Origin of the sequence: Agrobacterium sp. rho-13.3 (assembly GCF_033957765.2) — a bacterium.
In the GTDB taxonomy this organism is placed as follows: domain Bacteria; phylum Pseudomonadota; class Alphaproteobacteria; order Rhizobiales; family Rhizobiaceae; genus Agrobacterium.
This window is the reverse complement of the sequence record NZ_CP192775.1, coordinates 834,015-854,354: the sequence shown is the minus strand read 5'-3', so window position 1 is coordinate 854,354 and position 20,340 is coordinate 834,015. Positions and strand designations below refer to the sequence as shown.

General features: G+C 55.4%; 17 protein-coding genes. 8 read left to right on the top strand and 9 right to left on the bottom strand.

The window, feature by feature from the left end; genetic code table 11:
- Positions 1-91 precede the first annotated feature (91 nt).
- The 3 genes from repC to repA form a co-directional block, all read right to left on the bottom strand.
- On the bottom strand, positions 92-1,366 hold the full coding sequence (gene repC / locus RMR16_RS18855) for a plasmid replication protein RepC (RefSeq protein ID WP_320198847.1): 1,275 nt from the start codon (positions 1,364-1,366) through the stop codon (positions 92-94).
- Between the two features lie 194 nt (positions 1,367-1,560).
- Positions 1,561-2,574 (bottom strand): plasmid partitioning protein RepB, encoded by a 1,014-nt coding sequence (gene repB / locus RMR16_RS18850; RefSeq protein ID WP_320198846.1) that lies wholly within the window; start codon positions 2,572-2,574, stop codon positions 1,561-1,563.
- The gene (gene repA, locus RMR16_RS18845) at positions 2,571-3,785 is read right to left on the bottom strand and encodes a plasmid partitioning protein RepA (protein WP_320198845.1); all 1,215 of its coding nucleotides are present in this window, start codon (positions 3,783-3,785) and stop codon (positions 2,571-2,573) included. Before repA ends, repB begins: the two co-directional genes overlap by 4 nt.
- Positions 3,786-4,146: 361 nt before the next feature.
- On the opposite strand from repA, the gene RMR16_RS18840 reads away from it, so the two are divergent.
- A complete protein-coding gene (locus RMR16_RS18840; protein ID WP_320198844.1) occupies positions 4,147-5,541 on the top strand; it encodes an FAD/NAD(P)-binding protein in 1,395 nt (464 codons plus the stop codon).
- Positions 5,542-5,696: 155 nt separating this feature from the next.
- On the opposite strand, the gene RMR16_RS18835 is transcribed toward RMR16_RS18840, so the two are convergent.
- On the bottom strand, positions 5,697-7,031 hold the full coding sequence (locus RMR16_RS18835) for an aspartate aminotransferase family protein (RefSeq protein WP_320198843.1): 1,335 nt from the start codon (positions 7,029-7,031) through the stop codon (positions 5,697-5,699).
- Between the two features lie 146 nt (positions 7,032-7,177).
- Here RMR16_RS18835 and RMR16_RS18830 point away from each other — a divergent pair, with 146 nt between their 5' ends.
- Positions 7,178-7,726 carry a cupin domain-containing protein gene (locus tag RMR16_RS18830; RefSeq protein WP_320198842.1) on the top strand — a complete coding sequence of 183 codons (549 nt, stop codon included), beginning with the start codon at positions 7,178-7,180 and terminating at the stop codon, positions 7,724-7,726.
- A gap of 58 nt (positions 7,727-7,784) precedes the next feature.
- On the opposite strand, the gene RMR16_RS18825 is transcribed toward RMR16_RS18830, so the two are convergent.
- The 5 genes from RMR16_RS18825 to RMR16_RS18805 form a co-directional block, all read right to left on the bottom strand.
- A complete protein-coding gene (locus tag RMR16_RS18825) occupies positions 7,785-8,705 on the bottom strand; it encodes an SMP-30/gluconolactonase/LRE family protein (RefSeq protein WP_320198841.1) in 921 nt (306 codons plus the stop codon).
- A 24-nt stretch (positions 8,706-8,729) separates the two neighbouring features.
- The gene (locus RMR16_RS18820) at positions 8,730-9,677 is read right to left on the bottom strand and encodes an ABC transporter permease (RefSeq protein WP_320198840.1); all 948 of its coding nucleotides are present in this window, start codon (positions 9,675-9,677) and stop codon (positions 8,730-8,732) included.
- Entirely contained in the window at positions 9,674-10,615 is a 942-nt protein-coding gene (locus RMR16_RS18815) for an ABC transporter permease (RefSeq protein WP_320198839.1), read from the bottom strand. The genes RMR16_RS18820 and RMR16_RS18815 overlap by 4 nt, the downstream gene beginning before the upstream one ends.
- Entirely contained in the window at positions 10,612-12,075 is a 1,464-nt protein-coding gene (locus RMR16_RS18810; RefSeq protein ID WP_320198838.1) for a sugar ABC transporter ATP-binding protein, read from the bottom strand. The genes RMR16_RS18815 and RMR16_RS18810 overlap by 4 nt, the downstream gene beginning before the upstream one ends.
- Before the next feature lie 97 nt (positions 12,076-12,172).
- Positions 12,173-13,192 (bottom strand): ABC transporter substrate-binding protein, encoded by a 1,020-nt coding sequence (locus RMR16_RS18805; RefSeq protein ID WP_320198837.1) that lies wholly within the window; start codon positions 13,190-13,192, stop codon positions 12,173-12,175.
- Between the two features lie 264 nt (positions 13,193-13,456).
- Between RMR16_RS18805 and RMR16_RS18800 the strand changes: the two genes are divergently transcribed.
- From RMR16_RS18800 to RMR16_RS18775, 6 genes are all read left to right on the top strand, one after another.
- Positions 13,457-14,701, top strand: coding sequence for a GAF domain-containing sensor histidine kinase (locus tag RMR16_RS18800; protein WP_320198836.1), 1,245 nt, complete (start codon positions 13,457-13,459; stop codon positions 14,699-14,701).
- On the top strand, positions 14,676-15,413 hold the full coding sequence (locus RMR16_RS18795; protein ID WP_320198835.1) for a response regulator transcription factor: 738 nt from the start codon (positions 14,676-14,678) through the stop codon (positions 15,411-15,413). Before RMR16_RS18800 ends, RMR16_RS18795 begins: the two co-directional genes overlap by 26 nt.
- A gap of 245 nt (positions 15,414-15,658) precedes the next feature.
- On the top strand, positions 15,659-16,156 hold the full coding sequence (locus tag RMR16_RS18790; protein WP_320198834.1) for a Csu type fimbrial protein: 498 nt from the start codon (positions 15,659-15,661) through the stop codon (positions 16,154-16,156).
- Positions 16,157-16,177: 21 nt separating this feature from the next.
- A complete protein-coding gene (locus tag RMR16_RS18785; RefSeq protein WP_320198833.1) occupies positions 16,178-16,897 on the top strand; it encodes a fimbrial biogenesis chaperone in 720 nt (239 codons plus the stop codon).
- Positions 16,869-19,304, top strand: coding sequence for a fimbria/pilus outer membrane usher protein (locus tag RMR16_RS18780; RefSeq protein ID WP_320198832.1), 2,436 nt, complete (start codon positions 16,869-16,871; stop codon positions 19,302-19,304). Before RMR16_RS18785 ends, RMR16_RS18780 begins: the two co-directional genes overlap by 29 nt.
- On the top strand, positions 19,301-20,251 hold the full coding sequence (locus tag RMR16_RS18775) for a Csu type fimbrial protein (RefSeq protein ID WP_320198831.1): 951 nt from the start codon (positions 19,301-19,303) through the stop codon (positions 20,249-20,251). The genes RMR16_RS18780 and RMR16_RS18775 overlap by 4 nt, the downstream gene beginning before the upstream one ends.
- Positions 20,252-20,340: the final 89 nt, after the last annotated feature.

Sequence of the window (20,340 nt, the reverse complement as noted above, 5' to 3'; positions counted from 1 at the left end):
TTTTCCCAGTCGCTCCAGCGCACATAAAAATCTTTCCTTCTTGAGTCAAATTTTATTACGGGAGCTGGAGATTTAATTACCGTATTTCTTCTCAGTACAAGGCAGCACGGATCGCAGGGTCTGTCGATATTTTCGTCCGCAGAAGCGCCATGAGCATGGGTTTGATCGAAAATTGCTTGGCCCGCGCCTTTTCTGTGAGGCTGCGTAGATATCCGCCAGCAGAATTGATTTCGCTGGCACGCTCCAATATACACGCTATGATTGCGTTCGTATTGTGCATGCCCATGGTTTTTTCCGCCTCTTCATAAGCAGATTGGCTGATCGAGAGCATGGTTCTAACCACGCTGGTGGCTTGTTTCAGGTCATTCCAGCTTCTCACATTGCCGTTTGGCCCATAGAGCGCGATATCCGGGCAGGCTTTGAGCAGGGTTTGCAGATCACAGCCTTCTGGCCTCTCCGCTTTCACGACGATTGATCTGTCATCTGCGTCTTTCAACTCTTCAAAGCCAATATCGGTTTCTACAGGTCGGGTTGTCGTTGGGTTTTTCTCGTTATCCACATCACGCCGTTCAAAAATAGATTCGGATTCTGAACTCTGTATAAGCCGCTCATTTTGATAGGCATTGGCGCTTATTTTTTGCATTTCTACATGTTTTTCCAATTGGTTAGCCATTTCTTCGCGCAAATGCCCAAGTTCTTCCAGAATAAGCAACAGATGTGGGGCCTTTGACTTGCGATCCAGAGCCGATGTGATGACGAGATAACGGTGCATACAGGTTTCCCAGTCACCTTCGATGTTGTCCGCCGTGGCGACTTCATTGAATTTTATAATATCGCGTCGGCACAGGCTGATCTTTTCCCGAAGGCGCTGAAGCTGCAAACGATCTTCGATGACCTGATCGGCGAGATCCCGGATTTCATCGGCGCGTGTCATGAGTGGAGCAAGAAAAAAACCGTAAGCATCGCTGATGCTGCCTTTGCGGTCCTTGCGCGCATAGCGTTTTCCGTTTGGGCTGTCTTTGCGCAGAATAAGACCGGCATCGACAAGGGCTGCGAGGTGACGTCGTAATGTTTGCTCTGCCATGCCATGTGCACGAAGCGAAAGCTGTTGGTTTGATGGGAAGACCACCAGACCATTTTCTTCGGACAGTTCTGCTTTGGGATAAAAGCTCAACAGTGCATTTAGCACAGCCAAGGATCGATCCGAAATTCCGAGCAAAGGCCGTGCTTCGCAGATGGCGCGAAACAGCTTCCATTTATCGATCGACCGCGCAGGGTCAATGCTTCTGGACGCGAACTGGCTTGCAAGAAGGCCAACAGAGACCCCTCGCCGCCCGAAAGGCGTCGTTACAATATCGCTATTCATGTCTTTCACCTTCAAAAAGGCAAAAGAAAATCGCTCACCGAAGAAATATCGATGCCAAGACTCTTGACTATGATTCGCGGAAATGAGATTCTTTGGGTGCTTAGATCAAAGAAAGGCTTCCGTGCGGCAACGTTCGGGGGCTTTTTTCTTTTGGGCTTCGTGCTCCTGTAATGGGTTAAATCGAGAAATGATAATTACTGTTTGGAGCGATGCTCTTCGAACAGTGATTGTAAGTGTTCCAGAACGAAGGCGGCGAACTCTGGGGCCTGCCGACGATCAATGGAAATATCCACCCTGTGATCGGTCTCTACAATCTTCGCCAGCTTTTCACCGCTCTGCGAGGAGAGAACGCCTGTTTTCTTAGGCTCTACCTTTGGCTTCAAGAACTCCAGAATGGATTTGAAACGCTCTTCCGAGGCCAGTTTGGCGACGCTCTCATCACTCAGATAAGCGCGGGCTGCCTCATTGACTTTCGATGAGGAAAGCTGATCGGCAAGGTCCATCCAGCTGCGGCGTCCAACACCTGGCGCTGGTCCAATGATGTCGACAATATCATCGGGGATGCGTCCGACGACAGACAGCATGTTGGAGAGATCGCCCTTAAACAGAGACATGGCTGCCATGATGGTTTCACGAGGGAAACGCTGCTGAAGCTTTTGTGCGAAGCGGGCTTTTTCAATGTAGCTCAGATCGCGGCGCTCGTTGTTTTCCTGACCTTGCGCCACGACAAGCTGTTCATCCGTCAAATCCCGAACGACAGCGCGCACGGGAATGCCGATTTCAGCAATGGCGCGCAGACGACGGTGACCGAAGGCAACCTGATAACGGCCCGGATAATCCGGGTGTGGGCGAACCAGAATAGGAACCTGCTGGCCCTGTTCGCGAATGGCTTCCACCAGACCAACATCAGCCTCTATCGAAGCCGGCATACGGTCTGGAATGAAAGACGGATCGACATCGGCCGGATCAAGCGCAACAATCGTCAGGCCTTCCGCCAGCTTGCGCTCGATCTCTTCAGCACGCTTGCTCCGCTCGGACACTTCGTTGAGGGATTGGCCGATCATGCCCACGGGCGAGTTGATAACGTCTGTGACCAACTCTGGCGAACCGAGAATGGGACGAATACGCGGACGAACACGCTCGACAGGTGCGTCTGCGTTGTCAGCGGTCTTGCCGCCAAGATTTGCGAAGATTTCTTTTCTGCTCATGCGGCTCTACCCCAGGCTTTCTTGATCAAGCCTTCAATTTCGGCATTTACATTCGTCATGGACTCCAGAGCACGGTCATAGGTGGACCGTGTGAACTGTGTCCGTTCAACCTCGAAAAGTGTTTGGTTGGTTAACCCGGCATCGGAGACAGCCGTGGTCTTCAGCATCGGGTGGTTCAGCACATGATCACCAAAGATCGAGCGCAGGAAAGCCACCATCTGATTTTGTGGTCCGTCGCTCGGCTCGAAGCGGGTCACGAGATAACGCATCCAGTGATAATCCGACCGTGCACCAGCTCTGCCGATTTCAGACAGAAGATCGCCGGTCATGGCCAGAAACTGGTTCATCGACATCACATCCAGCATTTGCGGATGAACTGTAACCAGAACAGATGTTGCCGCCGTCAATGCCGACAACGTGAGATAACCAAGTTGCGGTGGGCAATCGATGACGACGACGTCATAAAAGTTTTGCGCCTGCGCAATAGCTTGGCCAATGCGGGCAAAGAACAATGTGTCACCCGGCGCACGCCGCAACAGTGCGCGCGGCGTGTCATGTTCGAATTCCATCAATTCCAGATTGCCGGGAATGATGTGAAGGTCGGGAATGTAGGTTCCACGAACGATCTCTGCGATGGGGCGCTGTTCGCTATCATAACGGATGGCGCCATAGAGTGTTTCGTTCGGTCCCACATCCAGTTCGGGCTGATGGCCGAAAAGAGCGGATAGACTGGCCTGCGGATCAAGATCGATGGCTAGCACGCGATAACCGCGCAGCGCTAAATATTGTGCGAGATGCGCAGAGGTCGTGGTTTTGCCAGAGCCGCCCTTGAAGTTCATCACGGCGATAACCTGCAAGTCTTCGCCTTCGCGGCGATGCGGCAGATAACGGCGTGTGCCACGCGCACCTTGATCGAGGAACTTGCGAATGGTGTGGATGTCTTCGACGGAATAGCTGCGGCGGCCCGCACCTTGTGATGCACTCAGGTCTGGCATCTCGGCAGCGATCTGGCGAAGATAGGCTTCACCGATGCCGATCAGCTTGGCTGTTTCCGACGGCGAGAAGTGCCTCATGCTTTTTTCTGCAAGCGGCGCGAATGTATTTGCGTTGTGAGCCTGCAATTGCGCAGACAACGCAGCCGAATGCTGTAAGATGAGCCCCGTGAGATCAGGGGCTCTGTCAGCAGATTTCAGGTCGGCGCCTTGGGTCATCTTTGATCTTTTCCACTTGTTGGATCAGTTGCGTTTTTTACCGCTGAAATCGGTTTTTTCCGCAATTGAGATATAAGCGCCGATTCTCTTTTTGGCGCAATAGCCATTCTTCCTGACTAAACATGAATCTTTTCAGCCGGCTAACCAGCGTTTTTCGTCCATTTCCTGAGTTAAGTTGCCAGTTGCGATTTGGTGAGGGTGAAAAGAACAAAAAGTTAGCCGCGGCTAACAGCTTGTCCGCTTGTTAATGAGTGGCCCGAAATATCCCGTTGTGAGCAGAATATAATTTATCGAATTCCTGTTTGCCTTTCTCAGCCGTTTACGCTCTTGTTCGGGCGCATATAGAAAGAGGAGATTCTGCGTGCTCTATGATGTCGCCATCGTCGGTTCCGGGTTCTCGGCAATCAGTCTTGTGACCAACCTTCTTCAACAGCTTCCCGCCAATGCGTCCATCGCCATTGTAGGAGATGATTCCAGTTTCGGCAGAGGAACTGCCTATCGCACCGAACTGCATTTACACCGTCTGAATGTACCAGCCGCCCGCATGAGCGCGTTTGCAGATAGGCCAAACGATTTTCTGGAGTGGCTGACGAAACGGGGGCGTACGGTTGACGGAATGAGCTTTGCATCCCGCCATGACTACGGCCTTTATTTGCGTGATACGCTGGCATCGTTGCTGCGAAACAAAGAGCAGCGAGCGCGTGTGGAGTTTGTGAAAGCGAAAGCGGTCTCCTGCCATGAGTGCGATGAAGACGGTGCGATCTTTCGGCTGAATGATGGCCGGAATTTTCGTGCGGCGAATGTCGCGCTCTGTTTGGGTGTCGGCACGGCAAGTTTGCCGCGGCTAACTGCGGATGCAGATACCGCTCTGTTGCGCCGGGTGGTTCGAAATCCGTGGCGTTTGAGCTGGCTATCAAAGGTCCATGCAGATGACACGATTGCCATTCTCGGCTCTGGCCTCACGATGATCGATCAGGTTCTGTCGCTGCGCAACTCCGGGCATCGCGGCAAAATCCATGTTCTGTCGCGGCGCGGGCTTGTGCCGCATGCCCATAGCCTAATGCCGGTTCAGCCGGTTGAACCGGCATTGACGTCGGAGCGGGCGGAGATCAGTGAAATCCTTTTTGATCTGCGCCAGCAGGTGAGGGCAGGGGTGGAGTGGCGGGCCGTGATGGACGGCTTGCGGCCAAAGACCCAAGCGCTGTGGCAAAGGTTGGGGCAGGCGCAGCGGGCGCGGTTTCTACGCCATGCTCTGGCGTGGTGGAATATTCACCGGCACCGCGTGGCACCACAAGTGCACGGCGTATTCGACGCGCTTCTCAATGACGGTACTGTCGCGGTTCATGCGGGCTTTGTCTCGAGGATCGCACGGGTCGACGGTACAAACCTTTTGTCTTACCGGCGGCGTGGCACAGCGCAGGAGCAATCGCTGGCATTTGATTGGTTGGTGAATTGTACCGGCATGGAACGGGCCGGTATCGGCCATTCACCACTGCTTCAGGATATGCAGCGCCAAAACATGATCGACATCGATCCGCTGGGTTTGGGGATTTGTGTCGATGATCATTCACGGGTTCTATCGTGTGACGGCGATGCGCGCCCCGGACTGTTTGCAGTAGGAGCCTTGACAGCGGGGCAGTTTTGGGAAATTACTGCTGTACCGGATATACGCGTCCAGACTCGCAAGGTGGCGGAAGAACTTGTTCTCCGCGTTAGCTCAACCAGCCAGTCACAGCCCATTCAAAGTACAAAATAGTCCATACGAAGTGGTGAAACGCAAGTTGCACTTAGCTTTGCTTTGAGGATTTTCCCCTAATGAAAACAAGGGGATGGTTTTGTGAAAATTATGTCAATTGCCTGGTAAAATTGATACCGGAGCGGCAATGCGCCGCTCTGGTAAAGTCTAGCACGTTAGGCGACACGCTTCAAAGCGTCACCAATGATGGAGACGATGGTGTCGATCTGGTGCTCTTCGACGATCAGCGGTGGAGATAGGGCGATGATGTCTCCGGTCACGCGAACCAGTAGACCTTTCTGGAAGCAATCCACGAAAACATCATAGGCACGTGTCCCCGGAGCGCCGTCACGTGGAGCCAGTTCGATGGCGCCGACCAAGCCGAGATTACGGATGTCGACAACATTCGGCGCGCCCTTCAGCGAATGCAGCGCTATTTCCCACTTTTCGGCAAGATCGGCAACACGCGTCAAAAGACCTTCTTCCTCGTAGACTTCCAGTGTGGCGATGCCGGCAGCACAGGCAACCGGATGGCCGGAATAGGTGTAGCCATGGAAGAGTTCGATCTGGTTTTCCGGCCCGTTCATCAGAGCATCGTAAACCGCACGCTTGGCGAAAACGGCGCCCATAGGAATTGCGCCGTTGGTGATGCCCTTGGCCGTGGTGACGAGATCCGGCACGACGCCGAAATAATCCGTGGCAAATGGTTTGCCGAGGCGACCGAAGCCAGTGATGACCTCATCGAAAATCAGCAGAATGCCATGTTTGTCCGCAATGGCGCGCAAACGCTCGAGATAACCCTTCGGTGGCAGAATGACACCGGCGGACCCGGACATGGGTTCGACGATCACGGCTGCGATGGTTTCCGCACCATGCAGGGCGACCAGACGCTCCAGATCTTCCGCCAGTTCGATGCCGTGCTGAGGCAGACCCTTGCTGAATGGGTTGCGCTCTACGTCAAGCGTGTGGCGCATATGGTCGGCAGGAATTTGCGGGAAAACCCGGCGGTTGTTGACGAGGCCGCCCACCGAAATGCCGCCGAAGCCGACGCCGTGATAACCCTTTTCACGGCCAATGATGCGACTACGGGTTCCTTGCCCAATTGCGCGCTGATACGCAATTGCGATTTTAAGCGCGGTATCGACAGATTCCGAGCCTGAGCCGGTGAAAAACACGCGGTCCAACTGACCCTCCCTGCCACCAGGGGCGACAGCGGCTAGTTTTTCGGCAAATTCAAACGCAATCGGATGGCCCATCTGAAACGTAGGCGCGAAATCCATGGTCGAGAGCTGGCGCTCAACGGCTTGGGCAATGCGCTTGCGTCCATGCCCGGCATTGACGCACCATAGGCCAGCTGTGCCGTCTAGAACCTTGTTGCCATCGACATCGGTGTAATACATGCCCTCGGCGCTGGCGAGCAGGCGCGGGGAAGCCTTGAACTGACGGTTTGCCGTGAACGGCATCCAGAAATTGGCAAGGTTGGGCGTATTGGGTTTGCTGTTGTGATCCATGGGATTTCCTTTTCAAGATGACATATCCATTCAGCACTTCGCATCATCGAACAAGTCTTTTTCTGAATGTCTATAAGTCATTGTTATTTATAGCTTTGAATGCCAAGATTTGTTATATTCCGAACATGTGAAACCGGGAGGCGTCAATGGTCGTGGATATTGGCAACAGATTGCGGCATTTGCGCTCTGTTCACAAACTGTCGCAACGCGAATTGGCCAAGCGCGCCGGTGTGACAAACTCCACCATTTCACTGATCGAGTCCAATTCTGCCAATCCGTCCGTCGGGGCATTGAAACGTATTCTAGACGGCATTCCCATCGGCCTTGCCGAGTTCTTTGCGTTCGAGCCGGACAAACCCCGCAAGGCGTTTTACGCGGCGGAAGAATTGGTGGAGATCGGCAAGGGGCCGATTTCCTATCGCCAGATCGGTGACAACCTGTTTGGCCGCAGTCTTCAGATTTTGAAAGAGTGTTATCAGCCGGGTGCGGGGACCGGGCGGGTGCCATTGGTGCATGAAGGCGAGGAGGGCGGTATCGTGCTGTCCGGACGGCTGGAAGTCACCGTGGATGACGAGCGCCGCATTCTTGGACCGGGGGACGCCTATTATTTCGAGAGCAGGCGTCCGCACACATTTCGGTGTGTCGGGCCGGTGCCGTGCGAAGTCATCAGCGCCTGCACACCGCCGAGTTTTTAACTCAGCGTGCGCAGTGCACATGTCCTACCTACACCAATAAGCTTAGCCGACTAATAAATTATGGCGTTTGTGTGCCTGTGGCGGTGACGTAAATCGCGTAGAGGGACTTTGTGGCGGTGATGAACAGCCGGTTCTTGCGCGGTCCACCAAAGGTGAGGTTCGCGACGGTTTGTGGCACGAGGATTTTGCCGAGGAGTTGACCTTCCGGTGAAAAACAATGAACGCCGTCTGCTGCACTGGTCCATAGATTGCCTGCGGTGTCGAGGCGGAAGCCATCCGGAAGGCCCTTGTCGAGCGCGCAGAATTCGCGCCCGTTCCTCAACCTTTTTCCATCCTCCACATCAAACACGCGGATATGGCGCGGGCGGGTGATATCATGGCTGGACGAAGAGTCGGCGACATAAAGCTTGGTTTCGTCTGGCGAAAAGGCGAGGCCGTTTGGCTGGCCAAAATCATCGATGACGATATCCAGTACGCCGGTGTCCGGGTCCAGCCGGTAGACATTGCGGGTTTGCTGTTCCGGCTCGGCCTTGTAGCCTTCGTAATCGGACAGAATGCCGTAAGTCGGATCGGTAAACCAGATAGAGCCGTCCGAGCGTACTATAACATCATTGGGAGAGTTTAGACGTTTGCCCTGATATTGGTCGGCAAGGACTGTGATCGATCCATCGATTTCGGTGCGAGTTACGCGCCTGCCGCCGTGTTCACAGGAAACCAGCCGCCCTTGACGGTCCCGCGTGTGGCCATTGGCGAAGTTGGATGGCTGACGATAGACCGAAACCGAGCCATCCGGCACCCAGCGCAGAATGCGTTGATTGGGGATATCGCTGAACAGCAGGCAGTTCAAATCAGCAAACCAGACCGGCCCTTCCGCCCAGCGGCAACCGCTGTAAAGCTCTTCAAGCTCGGCATTGCCGGTGATCAGATGACGGAAGCGCTCATCGCGGATGTCGTAAAGCGGGTGTTTTTCGTGAGCCATGGTGCCTGTCCAGAATGATACGTTTTAGCGATTGGGTTTTGGGCCGCCCGCAACGAGAATAACGGAGATAATAATGAGGCCGGTGAGAATGAGGCGCGCGCCTGCGCCAAAGCCGTAAGTATTCAGCATCGACACCACCAGGAACATGAAAAGCGATGCGCCCCATATTCCCGGCACGTTGGAATCCCCACCCGCCACGGCCGTTCCGCCGATGACGACAACGGCAATCGACATCAGCAGATATTCCGCGCCCATGTTGAGTGCGGCACCGCCAGAAAAGCTGGCGAGCAGATAACCGGTGATTGCCGCAAGAACCGAGCAGAGCACGTAGGTCAACAGGCGTGCGCCATCGACCGGAATACCGGTCATACGCGCGGCAAATGTGCTTTGGCCGATGGCGGAAATCCAGCGTCCATAGATGGTGCGATCGAGCAAAGCCCATGCGCCGATGGACAGGACGAGCGCCACCAGCGCTATGTTTGGGATGCCGAAGGTGCTGGAGATGGCAAAGTTTGCGAGGATTTCCGGTGGTTTGATACGAAGCCCACGGTTGGACCAGATGGCCGTCGATTGCACGATGAAACTCATCGACAGCGTGGCAATGATGGGCGGAATGCGCAACAGCTTGATAAGCGCGTAATTGCCGACGCCGATGACAATGCCAATCAGGATGGCGATGCCCAAACCGGGCAGGATAAAACCGTCCGAAACATCCATGAATTTAAGCGCTAATGTGCCGGAAAGCGTCATGGTGGCAGGCACGCAGAGATCGACATTGCCCGGTCCAAGCGTGATGACGAACATCTGACCGATGCCGACGATAACCGAGAAGGCAGCGAAGGTAAGCGCGGCATGGGTGAGGCCGAAGGAGCTTGACCCGCCGGTAAAAAGCACCGTCAGCAGCCAGACGACGAGAGTGGCAGCGAAAGACCAGATCCAAGGTTTGGCTTTGATGAAACGAAACGTGTTCATTGATTTTTCTCCCGCGTTTCAAGGCGGTTGAGAAGGATACGCAGGCCCAGAACGATGATGAGGATCGCGCCTTGTGCGCCGATCTGCCAATCGGGTGAAATGCGCATGAAGGACAGGAACGAACCTGCAAGCGTCAATGTCAGCGCGCCGATGACGGCCCCGATGGGGGAAACGCGACCACCCACGAATTCACCGCCGCCCAGAATGACGCCTGCAATGGAGAGCAGCGTATAACGAAGGGCAATATTGGCATCGGCAGAGGTTGTCAGCCCGACGAGGGCAATTCCGGCCAGCACGGCAAACAAACCAGCCAGTGCAAAAGCCGCAGCGCGGATGCCGACGACCGACCATCCAGAGCGTTCGACCGAGCGCGCATTGCCGCCGACACCGCGAATAAGAACACCGAGCGATGAGCGCATGATGAGGAAATGCGACGCGAGGGCGATGACGACGCTGGCGACGATGGCAACCGGGATGAAGGGCGGACGCGCAACCATGATGTTGCGCACCCATTCCGGTGCCGTTCCGCCAGGGGAAGGAAGAAGCAGCACGGCCAGCCCACCCCAGACGAAACTCATGCCCAAAGTGACGACGATGGAGGGCAGGGCGCGAATGTGAATGATGGCACCGAGCGCCGCATAAACGGCGATTGCCGCTGCGAAGATCAAGATGCCTATCAGCGGATCGCTTTGCAAAAATGTGGCGGTGACGCAGGCGCAGAAGCTGACGAAGGTTCCCATCGACAGATCAAGATCATTGACTGCCATGATGATCATCTGGGCAATGGTCGCAAGGGCGATGGGAACGGCGAGATTGAATAGCAGGTTCAGGCCCGTGTAACTCATGGCGCGTGGCTGCATGTAAAAAACCGCGGCCAGAAGGGCTGCCAGAGACAATGCCGGAATGATGAGGCGGATAGCGCCGGAAGACAATTTCATGGGGTATCTCCCCCGGTAAAGGAGGCGGCAAGCACATTCCGTTCGGTAATCTCGCTGCCCGTCAGCTCTGCCTGAATGACGCCTTCGCGGAAGACATAAACACGGTCGCAAAGACGGATTTCATCCATTTCGGTGGAATACCAGACGAAGGTGCGACCGGCAGCGGCTTCGGAACGGAGGATTTCATAGACCTCCTGTTTTGTGCCGATATCGACGCCGCGCATCGGATCATCCATCAGAACCGTTTCGGCTTTTGTGGCCAGAGCACGGGCAAAAAGCACCTTTTGCTGGTTGCCTCCGGACAGCGACAGGATGCGGTTTTCCATGTCTGGTGTGCGAATTTCAATGCGACTTTTCCAGTCTGCGGCAAGGGCGGCTTCCTTGTCGCGATCCACGAAGCCGACCGCAGAAGACAGGTCTCGCAACGGGCCGATGGTGAGGTTTTTCAGGATGCTCCACAGCGCAAAGGTGCCGTTCAGGCTGCGATCGCCCGCGACGAAAGAAATGCTCGAACCAGATTTCGGTAGCCAGCTACTGTTTTTTGAAAGATAGAGGTCGAGAAGGGCTTGCGTCTGGCCGTGGCCACCAAGTCCGGCAAGCCCAACGATCTCTCCGCGCCATGCCTCAAACGGCAGACCCTGTGCTTTGCGCGGTGGCATGGAAAGAACGGGCGCGCCGGTTTTGCGGCTGGCGTTTTTCTGCCAGTCGCGTTCCTTGACCACACTGCCCATGGCTTCCACCAGTGTGCGGTTGGTGAATTCGCCAGCGAGCCGGTTGGCAACAACACGTCCGTCTTTCATGACGACCACGCGGGTGGCGGTGGACAGGATTTCACCGAGAATATGGGAAATCAACAAAACCGCGCCGCCTTCGCGCACGAACTTGCGCACATAGGCCATCAATTGTTCGGCAAGGCCTGCATCGAGCGAGGACGTCGGCTCGTCCAGAATGACGAGCTTTGGTCTATCGGTCACGTCTGCAAAGTTGATGGCGATTTCCACCATCTGCCGCTCGGCAATGGACAGATCGCTGACGGCGAGCGTGCAGTCTATGCCGTTGCCGGGAAAAATGGCGTTCAGTTGTTTCTGGATAAGGTCCAGAGCGCGGCTGCGCCAATTGCCGCCTTTCATGGCCCTATGCATGACGCGCGCGTTTTCGGCAATGGTGAGGTTGGGGCAAAGGGACAACTCCTGAAACACACAACGCACGCCGCCTGCCCGCGCGGCAGAGATGCCATGCGCAACCGTATCTCCATAAGCTATCTCACCTTCATGTGGAGAGAGACCGCCATTGATGACATTGACGATGGTGGATTTTCCGGCACCGTTGTGGCCGACCAGACCGAGGCATTCGCCGGAGCGGATGGAAAGGTCTGCGCCATCCAGCGCCTTGACCGCGCCGAATGTGACCTTCACGCCGCGCGCGCTGACGACCTCTGCCTGCAATACAGTTTCATTCATGAGCAATTTTGCCATTTACAGAAGGTTGGCACAGGTAAGGAAGCCGGGCGGGGTTATGACAAACCCCGCCCGTTCCGGGAGGAAAGTCGAGACTTTCTTACTTCGCCGACGCGATGACCTTCTGGGCATCGGCCTGGCTGTATTCGACATTCGCAACGCCACCCTTCTGGGTGTTTTTCAGGTTTTCTTCCAGATTGGCCTGATCGATGCGCAGGAATGGTACGGTGAGGTCTTTCTTGACGTCCTTGCCGTCCAGAATCTGCTGCGCAACCCAGAAGGCCAGCGTTGAAACGCCGGGTGCGATGGAAACCGACATGGTTTCATAACCGCCTGCATCCTTCTGCTGCTTCCACCATTGCAATTCATCTTCGCGGTTGCCCATGACGATGGTGGGTGTCGGACGTTTTGCGGCGGCGAAAGCCTGTGCGGCACCGTAACCGTCACCCCCTTGCGTGACGACAGCGGCGACGTCCGGCAAGCTTGGCAGAACACCGGCAACAGCGCGCTGGGCGACGTCCTGCGCCCAGTCTCCGTTGACGGAGCCGACGATCTTGAACTGCGGATTTTTCTTCACGCCTTCGGCGATGCCCGCATGGATTTCATCATCCACCGACACACCGGCAAGGCCGCGAATTTCCAAAAGATTGCCGCCCTTGGGGAGTTTTGTTGCAAGGTAATCCACTTGGCTTGCACCCATGGCCTTGAAGTCCACGGCAATGCGCCATGCGCATGGTTCGGTCACGATGCCATCGAAAGACACAACGATGATGCCAGCGTTGCAGGCTTCTTTCACCGCGCCATTCAGGGCGGTGGGGGAAGCAGCGTTGATGACGATGGCGTCATACCCTTGCAGGATGAGGTTCTGGATTTGGGCAGCCTGTTCGGTTGCCTGATTTTCAGCGGTCGTGAACGGGTCGGCGGCAGCGACGGCGCCCTTGCTGACCGCATCCTTGGTGATCTTGTCCCAACTGGTCAACATGGCCTGACGCCACGAATTGCCGGCATAATTATTGGACAGCGCGATTTTTTTGGCTGCTGTGTCCGCGTGCGCGGCGGTCATTGGCAAAATGGCGGATGCAATTGCTGCGGATGCCACAAGCATCTTTTTAATGGTCATTGATGTTCCTCCCAAGTGCCCGCCCAATCGCAGGCTGAATTTCCGGCCCGCTCCTCAACGGTTTATCCAGAAAAATTTATTGCACTGAGGCTCCTTCCCCAGTAACCCAAGAATGACCAAGACAATCGGTCTTGTACAGGCTGTTCACAGCAATTGATTTGCGGAAACCCGCATAAAATTTGCGGTTTCCCGCAAGACGGCAGGGCCGCAACCGCGCAGAATGCAAGAACAGTTTAAAGCCGGTGCTTGGGAGGGCACCCGTTCATGCTTGATCAGGCGCGCCGTTCTCTTTTCGATCATTATCTCGGCATTTCCAGGCTACTCGCCGGACAGCTCGATTTCAATTCCATCATTCGGTCTGTCGCAAGCGAAATCATGCAGATCATTCCGCATGAGCACATGGATGTCTGCATCAAGCAGTTGGATGATAAATTCCATATTGCTTACGAAAGTGGCATGGAGAGCGAATGGAGCAAACATCCGCCAGCGCTTTTGACCGGCAGCCCCATACGCTCCTTGCTCTCGGGCGAGGTCGATTTTCTGCTATCGGGTAACGCATCCGCCGATCCGCGATTTCATTTCAAAGGTGCTTTTTCAAGTCCTATCCTGACGCTGGGTTTGCAAAGCCGGGTGCATGTGCCGCTGAAAGTCCACGGCGATATTATTGGCGCGCTGAGTTGCTCGTCGCGCCAGCGTGATCTGTATACGATGCAGGATGTGGTGGATGCGCGGGCGGTGGCTGATCTGCTGGCACCGTATTTTTACGCGATCCGTGCCAGCGAGCAGGCCAAACGTTCGGCCATCGAGGAGGCGGAGGCCAATGCGCGCGAGGAGGGTTTGCGGCTGGGCGCGCTGCGGTTGACGCAGGAGTTGGAAGCCGAGCGGCAGCGGATCGGCATGGATCTGCACGACCAGACCTTGGCTGACATCACGCGTCTGACTCGGCGCATCGAGCGGCTCTCGCATGTGCCGGATTTGTCCGGGGAGATGCTGGAGCCTGTCGTTCGCAGTCTTCACACCTGCATGCACGATTTGCGGCAGATTATCGAAGAGGCAAAACCGTCGATCTTGCAACTGTTCGGTCTCGTTCAGGCCATCGAAACCTACCTCGACCGGTCGATCCGCGATAGCGGCACCACAATCGAATGGGCAATTGTGGATGAGACGCAGGGTGTGGTCGACGCGCTGGAAGAAACGGTTGTGATCGCGTTGTTTCGCATCGTGCAGGAAGCCGTCAACAATGCGATCCGCCATGCGCAGGCCGACAAAATCACGGTGCGGCTCTCGATTGATGACGGGCCTGTTGTGATCGAGATCTCGGATGATGGTATCGGAATGCCGGTGGGTGAGCATCACACAGGGCGCGGCGTGGACAATATGAAAACGAGGGCGCGGCTGATTTCGGCGAGTTTTGAAATCGGGCGGGGAATGCAAGCGGGCACACGCATTCGCGTCACGTTACCCTATGAAAAGGAGCTGGTGGATGGACGTTCTGATCGTAGAGGATGATGCGCTGCATCGATCTTATCTCAACGAAGCCGTGCGGGCCGCGTTGCCGGAATGCGTCCATATTCTGGAGGCCAGCGATGGCCGCGCCGGTGAAAAACTGGCACGGGAAAATGACACGGCGCATATCGTCATGGACCTTCAGATGAATGAGCGCAATGGCATCGAAGCGGCACGGACAATCTGGAAGGAGCGTCCCGATACGCGCATTCTGTTCTGGTCCAATTATGCGGATGAGGCCTATGTTCGCGGCGTGTCACGCATCGTGCCGGAAGGTGCAGCGTATGGCTATGTGCTCAAATCCGCATCCGATGATCGGCTACGGTTGGCCTTGCGCAGCATTTTTATCGAGGCGCAATGCGTCATCGACCGGGAAGTGCGTGGTCTTCAGCAAAAAAGTCTTGGCCATATCAACGGGTTTACAGATTCCGAATATGAAATCCTGCTGGATATCGCACTGGGTTTGACCGACCGGATGATTGCATCGCGCCAGAACCTGTCGCTGCGCAGCGTGCAAAACAGATTGCAGCAGCTGTATGAAAAACTGGGCGTCTATCAGACCGCGAGCGATGAAAGTGGTGAGGGGCGTTACAATCTACGGTGCCGTGCGGTGACGGTGGCCTTGCTGCGCAAACTGTTGAACTACAGCGCAATCGAGAAAGCAGAGGCGGAGCTGAATGGATGGCTTCGGCAGAAGCAAGGGAAATCCATTTAGATATTCAAAGCGTTGCTTATTATGAGTTTTATTCCCTGAGAAACACTCCTATTGCATAAATGTTTCATCGTATAACGGGTTGTTATGCATGTTCTATTTCGCCCTATAGTTTTTCAGGCTCGAATGTTAATGATTTATTAACTCTCCCGGCGCGAATATTAGAACATTCTGATTACCCGCTATTCGGGTGATCATCTGCTGCGCGCCAGGGACCATCGGTGGCGTGCCAGCCGGAGGGAGAGAGCATGAAGTTCGCGACATCAGGCTACATCGTATCACTTGCGACACTGATCTTTACGCCAGCATCCAGCTTCGCACAGGTCGCCACGACAACTTTTAACGTGCAGATTACCATTGAGGCGTCCTGCCTGATCAACTCCGCAGGCTTGCTGAACTTCGGCACCAATGGCGTTTTAAGTGCCAATGTGGATTCAACCAGTCAGATCGTGGTGCAATGCACGACAAGCACGCCATTCACGTTGGGGCTGAGTGCTGGAACAGGCTCGTCCGCAACTGTTGCGAACCGTCTTATGACCGGGCCTGCCGCTGCAACGATATCCTATTCCCTCTATCGGGATTCCGGCCACACACAGTTGTGGGGAAATACGGTTGGCACGGACAGGCTGGCGGGAACGGGAACGGGTGCTGCACAAACCTTCACCATTTACGGGCGCGTGCCTCCACAGACGACACCTGCGGTGGGTGTCTACACCGATACGGTGACGGCTACGCTCAACTATTGATCGCCACAGGGAGAATCGCGCATGCGTCTTTTTACCTTAGCGGCTGCGTTTATTGCCGGTTTGTCTATTGTACCCTCACACGCCGCATCGTTGCGGGTTTCGCCTGTTATTCTCGATCTCAAGGCACCGACAGCATCGTCCAGCCTTCGGATATGGAATGAGGCAAAAAGCCCGATCAACGTTCAGGTTAGAATTTTCCGTTGGACCCAGCAAAACGGGTCGGATGTGTTAACGGCAGCGGACGATGTGGTTGCCAGCCCGCCGATGACGCAACTGAAACCGGGTGCGGAAAACCTTGTTAGGATCGTCCGGCTTTCCAAAGTGCCGATCAAGGCCGAGGAAAGTTACCGCGTGATCGTGGATGAGCTGCCGTCGCGGGGCAAACCCCAGTCCGGCACGATCAATCTGGTTATTCGTCACTCCATCCCCGTTTTCTTTGCGGATGCAGCGGCGAGCGATGCGGAACCGGTGTGGTCGGTCACGCCACAGGCTAACGGCTATAAGGTGTCTGTTTCCAACAAGGGTTTGAAACGGATACGGATTGCCAACCTCAAACTGTTGGGCGGTAACGGGCAAGCGGTTGCCCAGCAACAGGGTCTGGTGGGTTATGTGCTTGGCAAATCCAACGCAAGCTGGATGGTTCCGGCAACGGATAACAAGCGATCCGGCGGCACGTTGAAGATTTCGGCAGACAGCGAAGGCGGCCCCGTCAATGCGACGGCGCGCGTCACGGGCGGCTAGCCTCGCCGTTTTGACGATTGCAGGTTTGACGATCATTTCATCGAGCAGTTTCTCCGTGGCGCAGGATGTACCCCCTGCGGCGCCACCGGCTTCTTTTGCCGCAGAAGAAGCGGGGCAGTTGCAGCTCGAAGTCTACATCAACGATGTCTCGACAGAACTGATCGCCACATTTCGTCAAAACGGCACCGGGTCGCTGCTGATCGAGCCGGTCCAATTGAAAAATGTCGGAATTTCTCCAGTCGAAAGCGCCGCTGGCGAAGATGGCTGGATCGACATTTCCAAGCTGCCAGATGTAACGGCGCGTTACGATGAAGCCAGTCAGTCCGTCTATTTCACCCTGTCATCGGCAGCGCGGGCCAGCAAAGTTATCGATGCGTCCGGCAAGACCAGCCGGAATGACGATGAGGCACAAGGCAAAGCCACAAGCAATTTCGGAGGCTTGGTGAATTATACGCTCTATGGATCATCCGGGGGCAACAGATGGTCGGATATTGCCGACTTCAACGGTGTGTCAGCCCTGTTGGAAAGCCGCGTATTCGGCCCGCTCGGCGTGTTGTCCTCCTCTCAAATCTTGAGCACATCGCAGCTTGCGCAGTTCGACACAAAGCGCCTCGACACCACGTGGAGCTATTCGAACGAGGAGACGCTGACGACATACCGCGCTGGAGACCTGATAACCGGAGGGCTTTCCTGGACGCGCCCGACGCGGCTGGGTGGCGTGCAAATTCGCAGAAATTTCGACCTACGGCCTGACATCGTCACGATGCCGATGCCGGAATTTGCAGGCTCCGCAGCCGTGCCGTCCACCGTGGATGTCTATGTCGATAATATCAGGCGTATATCGCAGGACGTTCCTGAGGGTCCGTTTTCTATTACCAATCTTCCCGTTGTCAGCGGTGCTGGCAATGCGCGGCTGGTGGTGCGTGATGCGCTGGGCCGCGAGACGGTTTCGGAAACGCCCTTTTTTGCATCTGCCGATTTGCTGGCGAAAGGTCTCATCGATTTTTCCGCGGAACTTGGCTTTGCCCGACGCAATTATGGGACTTCGTCTTTTGATTACGATGAAAGATTGCTGGGGTCCGCAACGGTGCGATATGGATTCTCAGACAATTTGACACTGGAAGGTCACGCCGAAGGCGGGGAAGATTTTTACAATGTCGGCCTTGGCGGCGTTTTCACGCTCGGTAGTTTTGGACTGGGGACGGTGTCTGGTGCTACCAGCCATTTTGGTGCCGAAAGCGGTTATCAACTTTCCGGCAGCGTCGAAGCGGACTTGCTCGGAATGCAGGTCGTCGCCCGGTCTCAACGCACATTCGGCGATTACCACGATATGGCATCCGTTTCTGCCAATATGGGGAAAAATGAAACCATATCCGGTCTGTTGAGTGCGCGTGCGCCGCGTGCTCTGGATCAGATTTCTGTGTCCACCCGGCTGGGCTTCGATGAAACGAGCCTGAATTTTTCCTACACGCAGCTTGAAACCTTCGATGAAAGGAAATCCCGGCTGCTGGGTCTTTCCGCGACACGGCCGTTTGGAGAAAACGGCAACGTGTTCGTCACCGCTTACAAAGACCTTGAGGATAAAGGGTCTTACGGTGTTTTCGCCGGGCTTTCCTGGACATTCGGTGGAGGTATTTCCAGCTCTGTCGGTGTGTCGTCCGATGCAGATGGGTATTCGATGACGGCGGACGTTTCAAAATCCGAAACCCAGACCGAGGGAAGTTACGGTTGGCGGTTGCGTGGTTCCAGAGGCAGCAGTGATATCGTGTCTGCATCGGGCAGTTATCGCGGCAGCGTGGCGCGAGTGGCGGTGGGGGTAGATCAATTCAACCGGACGACACAGGCCTATGCGCAGGTGGATGGATCCATTGCGGTGGCGGGCGGCGACGTTTTTGTTGGAAACCGGATCGATGACGCTTTTGCCGTTGTGGATGCAGGGGTACCCGGAGTGGATATTCTGCTGGAGAACCGCCCCATCGGCCAGACCAACCGTCGCGGCAAGATATTGCTGCCGAACCTGCGGTCTTATGATTCCAACACGATCACGCTCGACCCCAGCAATCTTCCCGTCGATGCCCGCATGGAAATGACCAGGAAAACGGTCATTCCAGCCGAAAAGGGTGGTTCCGTTGTCGATTTCAAGGTGCAAACGCAAGGACGGGTGGCATTGGTGACACTGAAAAATGAAAGCGGAGACTATATCGAAACGGGATCGGCCGGCACGATCGATGGTCATGGCGAGTTTGTGGTTGGGTATGATGGGCAGGCCTATCTGGACAATGTTTCTGAAAGGCATAGGCTTTTCATCACGCAGCCCACGAAAGGCGATTGCGAAGCGCAGCTTATTCTGGGGAGCATGGTTGAAACCCGAGCAACTCTGGATGCGGTATGCAGGAGCGTTCCATGACGATGTTGATCCGCACAAGTCTGGGTGTTGCTGCTTTTCTGTCCGCCTCTCCAGTGCTGGCGCAAACATGCAGCTTCAGTATGTCGGACATGAATTTCGGGTTCGTCAATCTGGCAAGCGGCAGTGCGGTGGACAGCACGGCGACACTGAATGTGAGTTGTTCCAATCCCCTATCGCTTGCGCTTTCGGTGCGGATTTGCCCGAACATCAATGCGGGAAGCGGAGGCCAGTCCGGCGGTATTCGGCGGATGCTGCAAGGCAGCAACAGTCTCAATTATCAGCTCTACCAAAACGCCGGGCGGACCACGTCCTGGGGTTCGGCGGAGATAGCGGCGCTCGGGTCTCCTCCGGCGATTGATCTGGCATTGCCGCTTTTGTCCAACAGCACCACCCGCACGGTTTATGGCAGGATTTTGGGTTCCCAAGCATCTGCGACGCGTGGTTTGTATCTTTCCAGTTTTGCCGGTGCCGAAACACGCTTCAACTACGCCTCCTACACGTTGCTTGCGCCAAGCTGCGCATCTATGAATGACAACCCGACACAAGTGGCGTTCAACGTCACGGCTGCGGTGGAGCCGACATGCATCGTCACGGCGCAACCCATCAATTTCGGCGGTCATGGAGTTCTCAATACGATCGTCGATGCGACGGGCTCGATTTCGCTGACCTGCACCACCAACCTTGCCTACAGCATTGCGTTGAATGGTGGCTTGAGCAACAGCCCGCCGGCCTCTCGGCAAATGGTGCTTGCTGGCTCATCGATTACCTATGGTCTTTATCGTGATCTGGCCCGATCCAATGTCTGGGGAAGTGGGACGGGACAGATTGCCACCGGAACCGGAACGGGCACGCTTCAAACCTTGGCGGTCTATGGTCGCGTTCCCGTGCAAAGCACGCCGGCACCGGGGATATATTCCGACACGGTTGTCGTGACGGTCAGCTATTGAACAGTAGCCAAACCTCAGGTCCGAATATCCCGCGCCGTGTTTTCGAAAAACGGTATGTTAACACGTCAGCCCTAGACTGTTGATTGCGC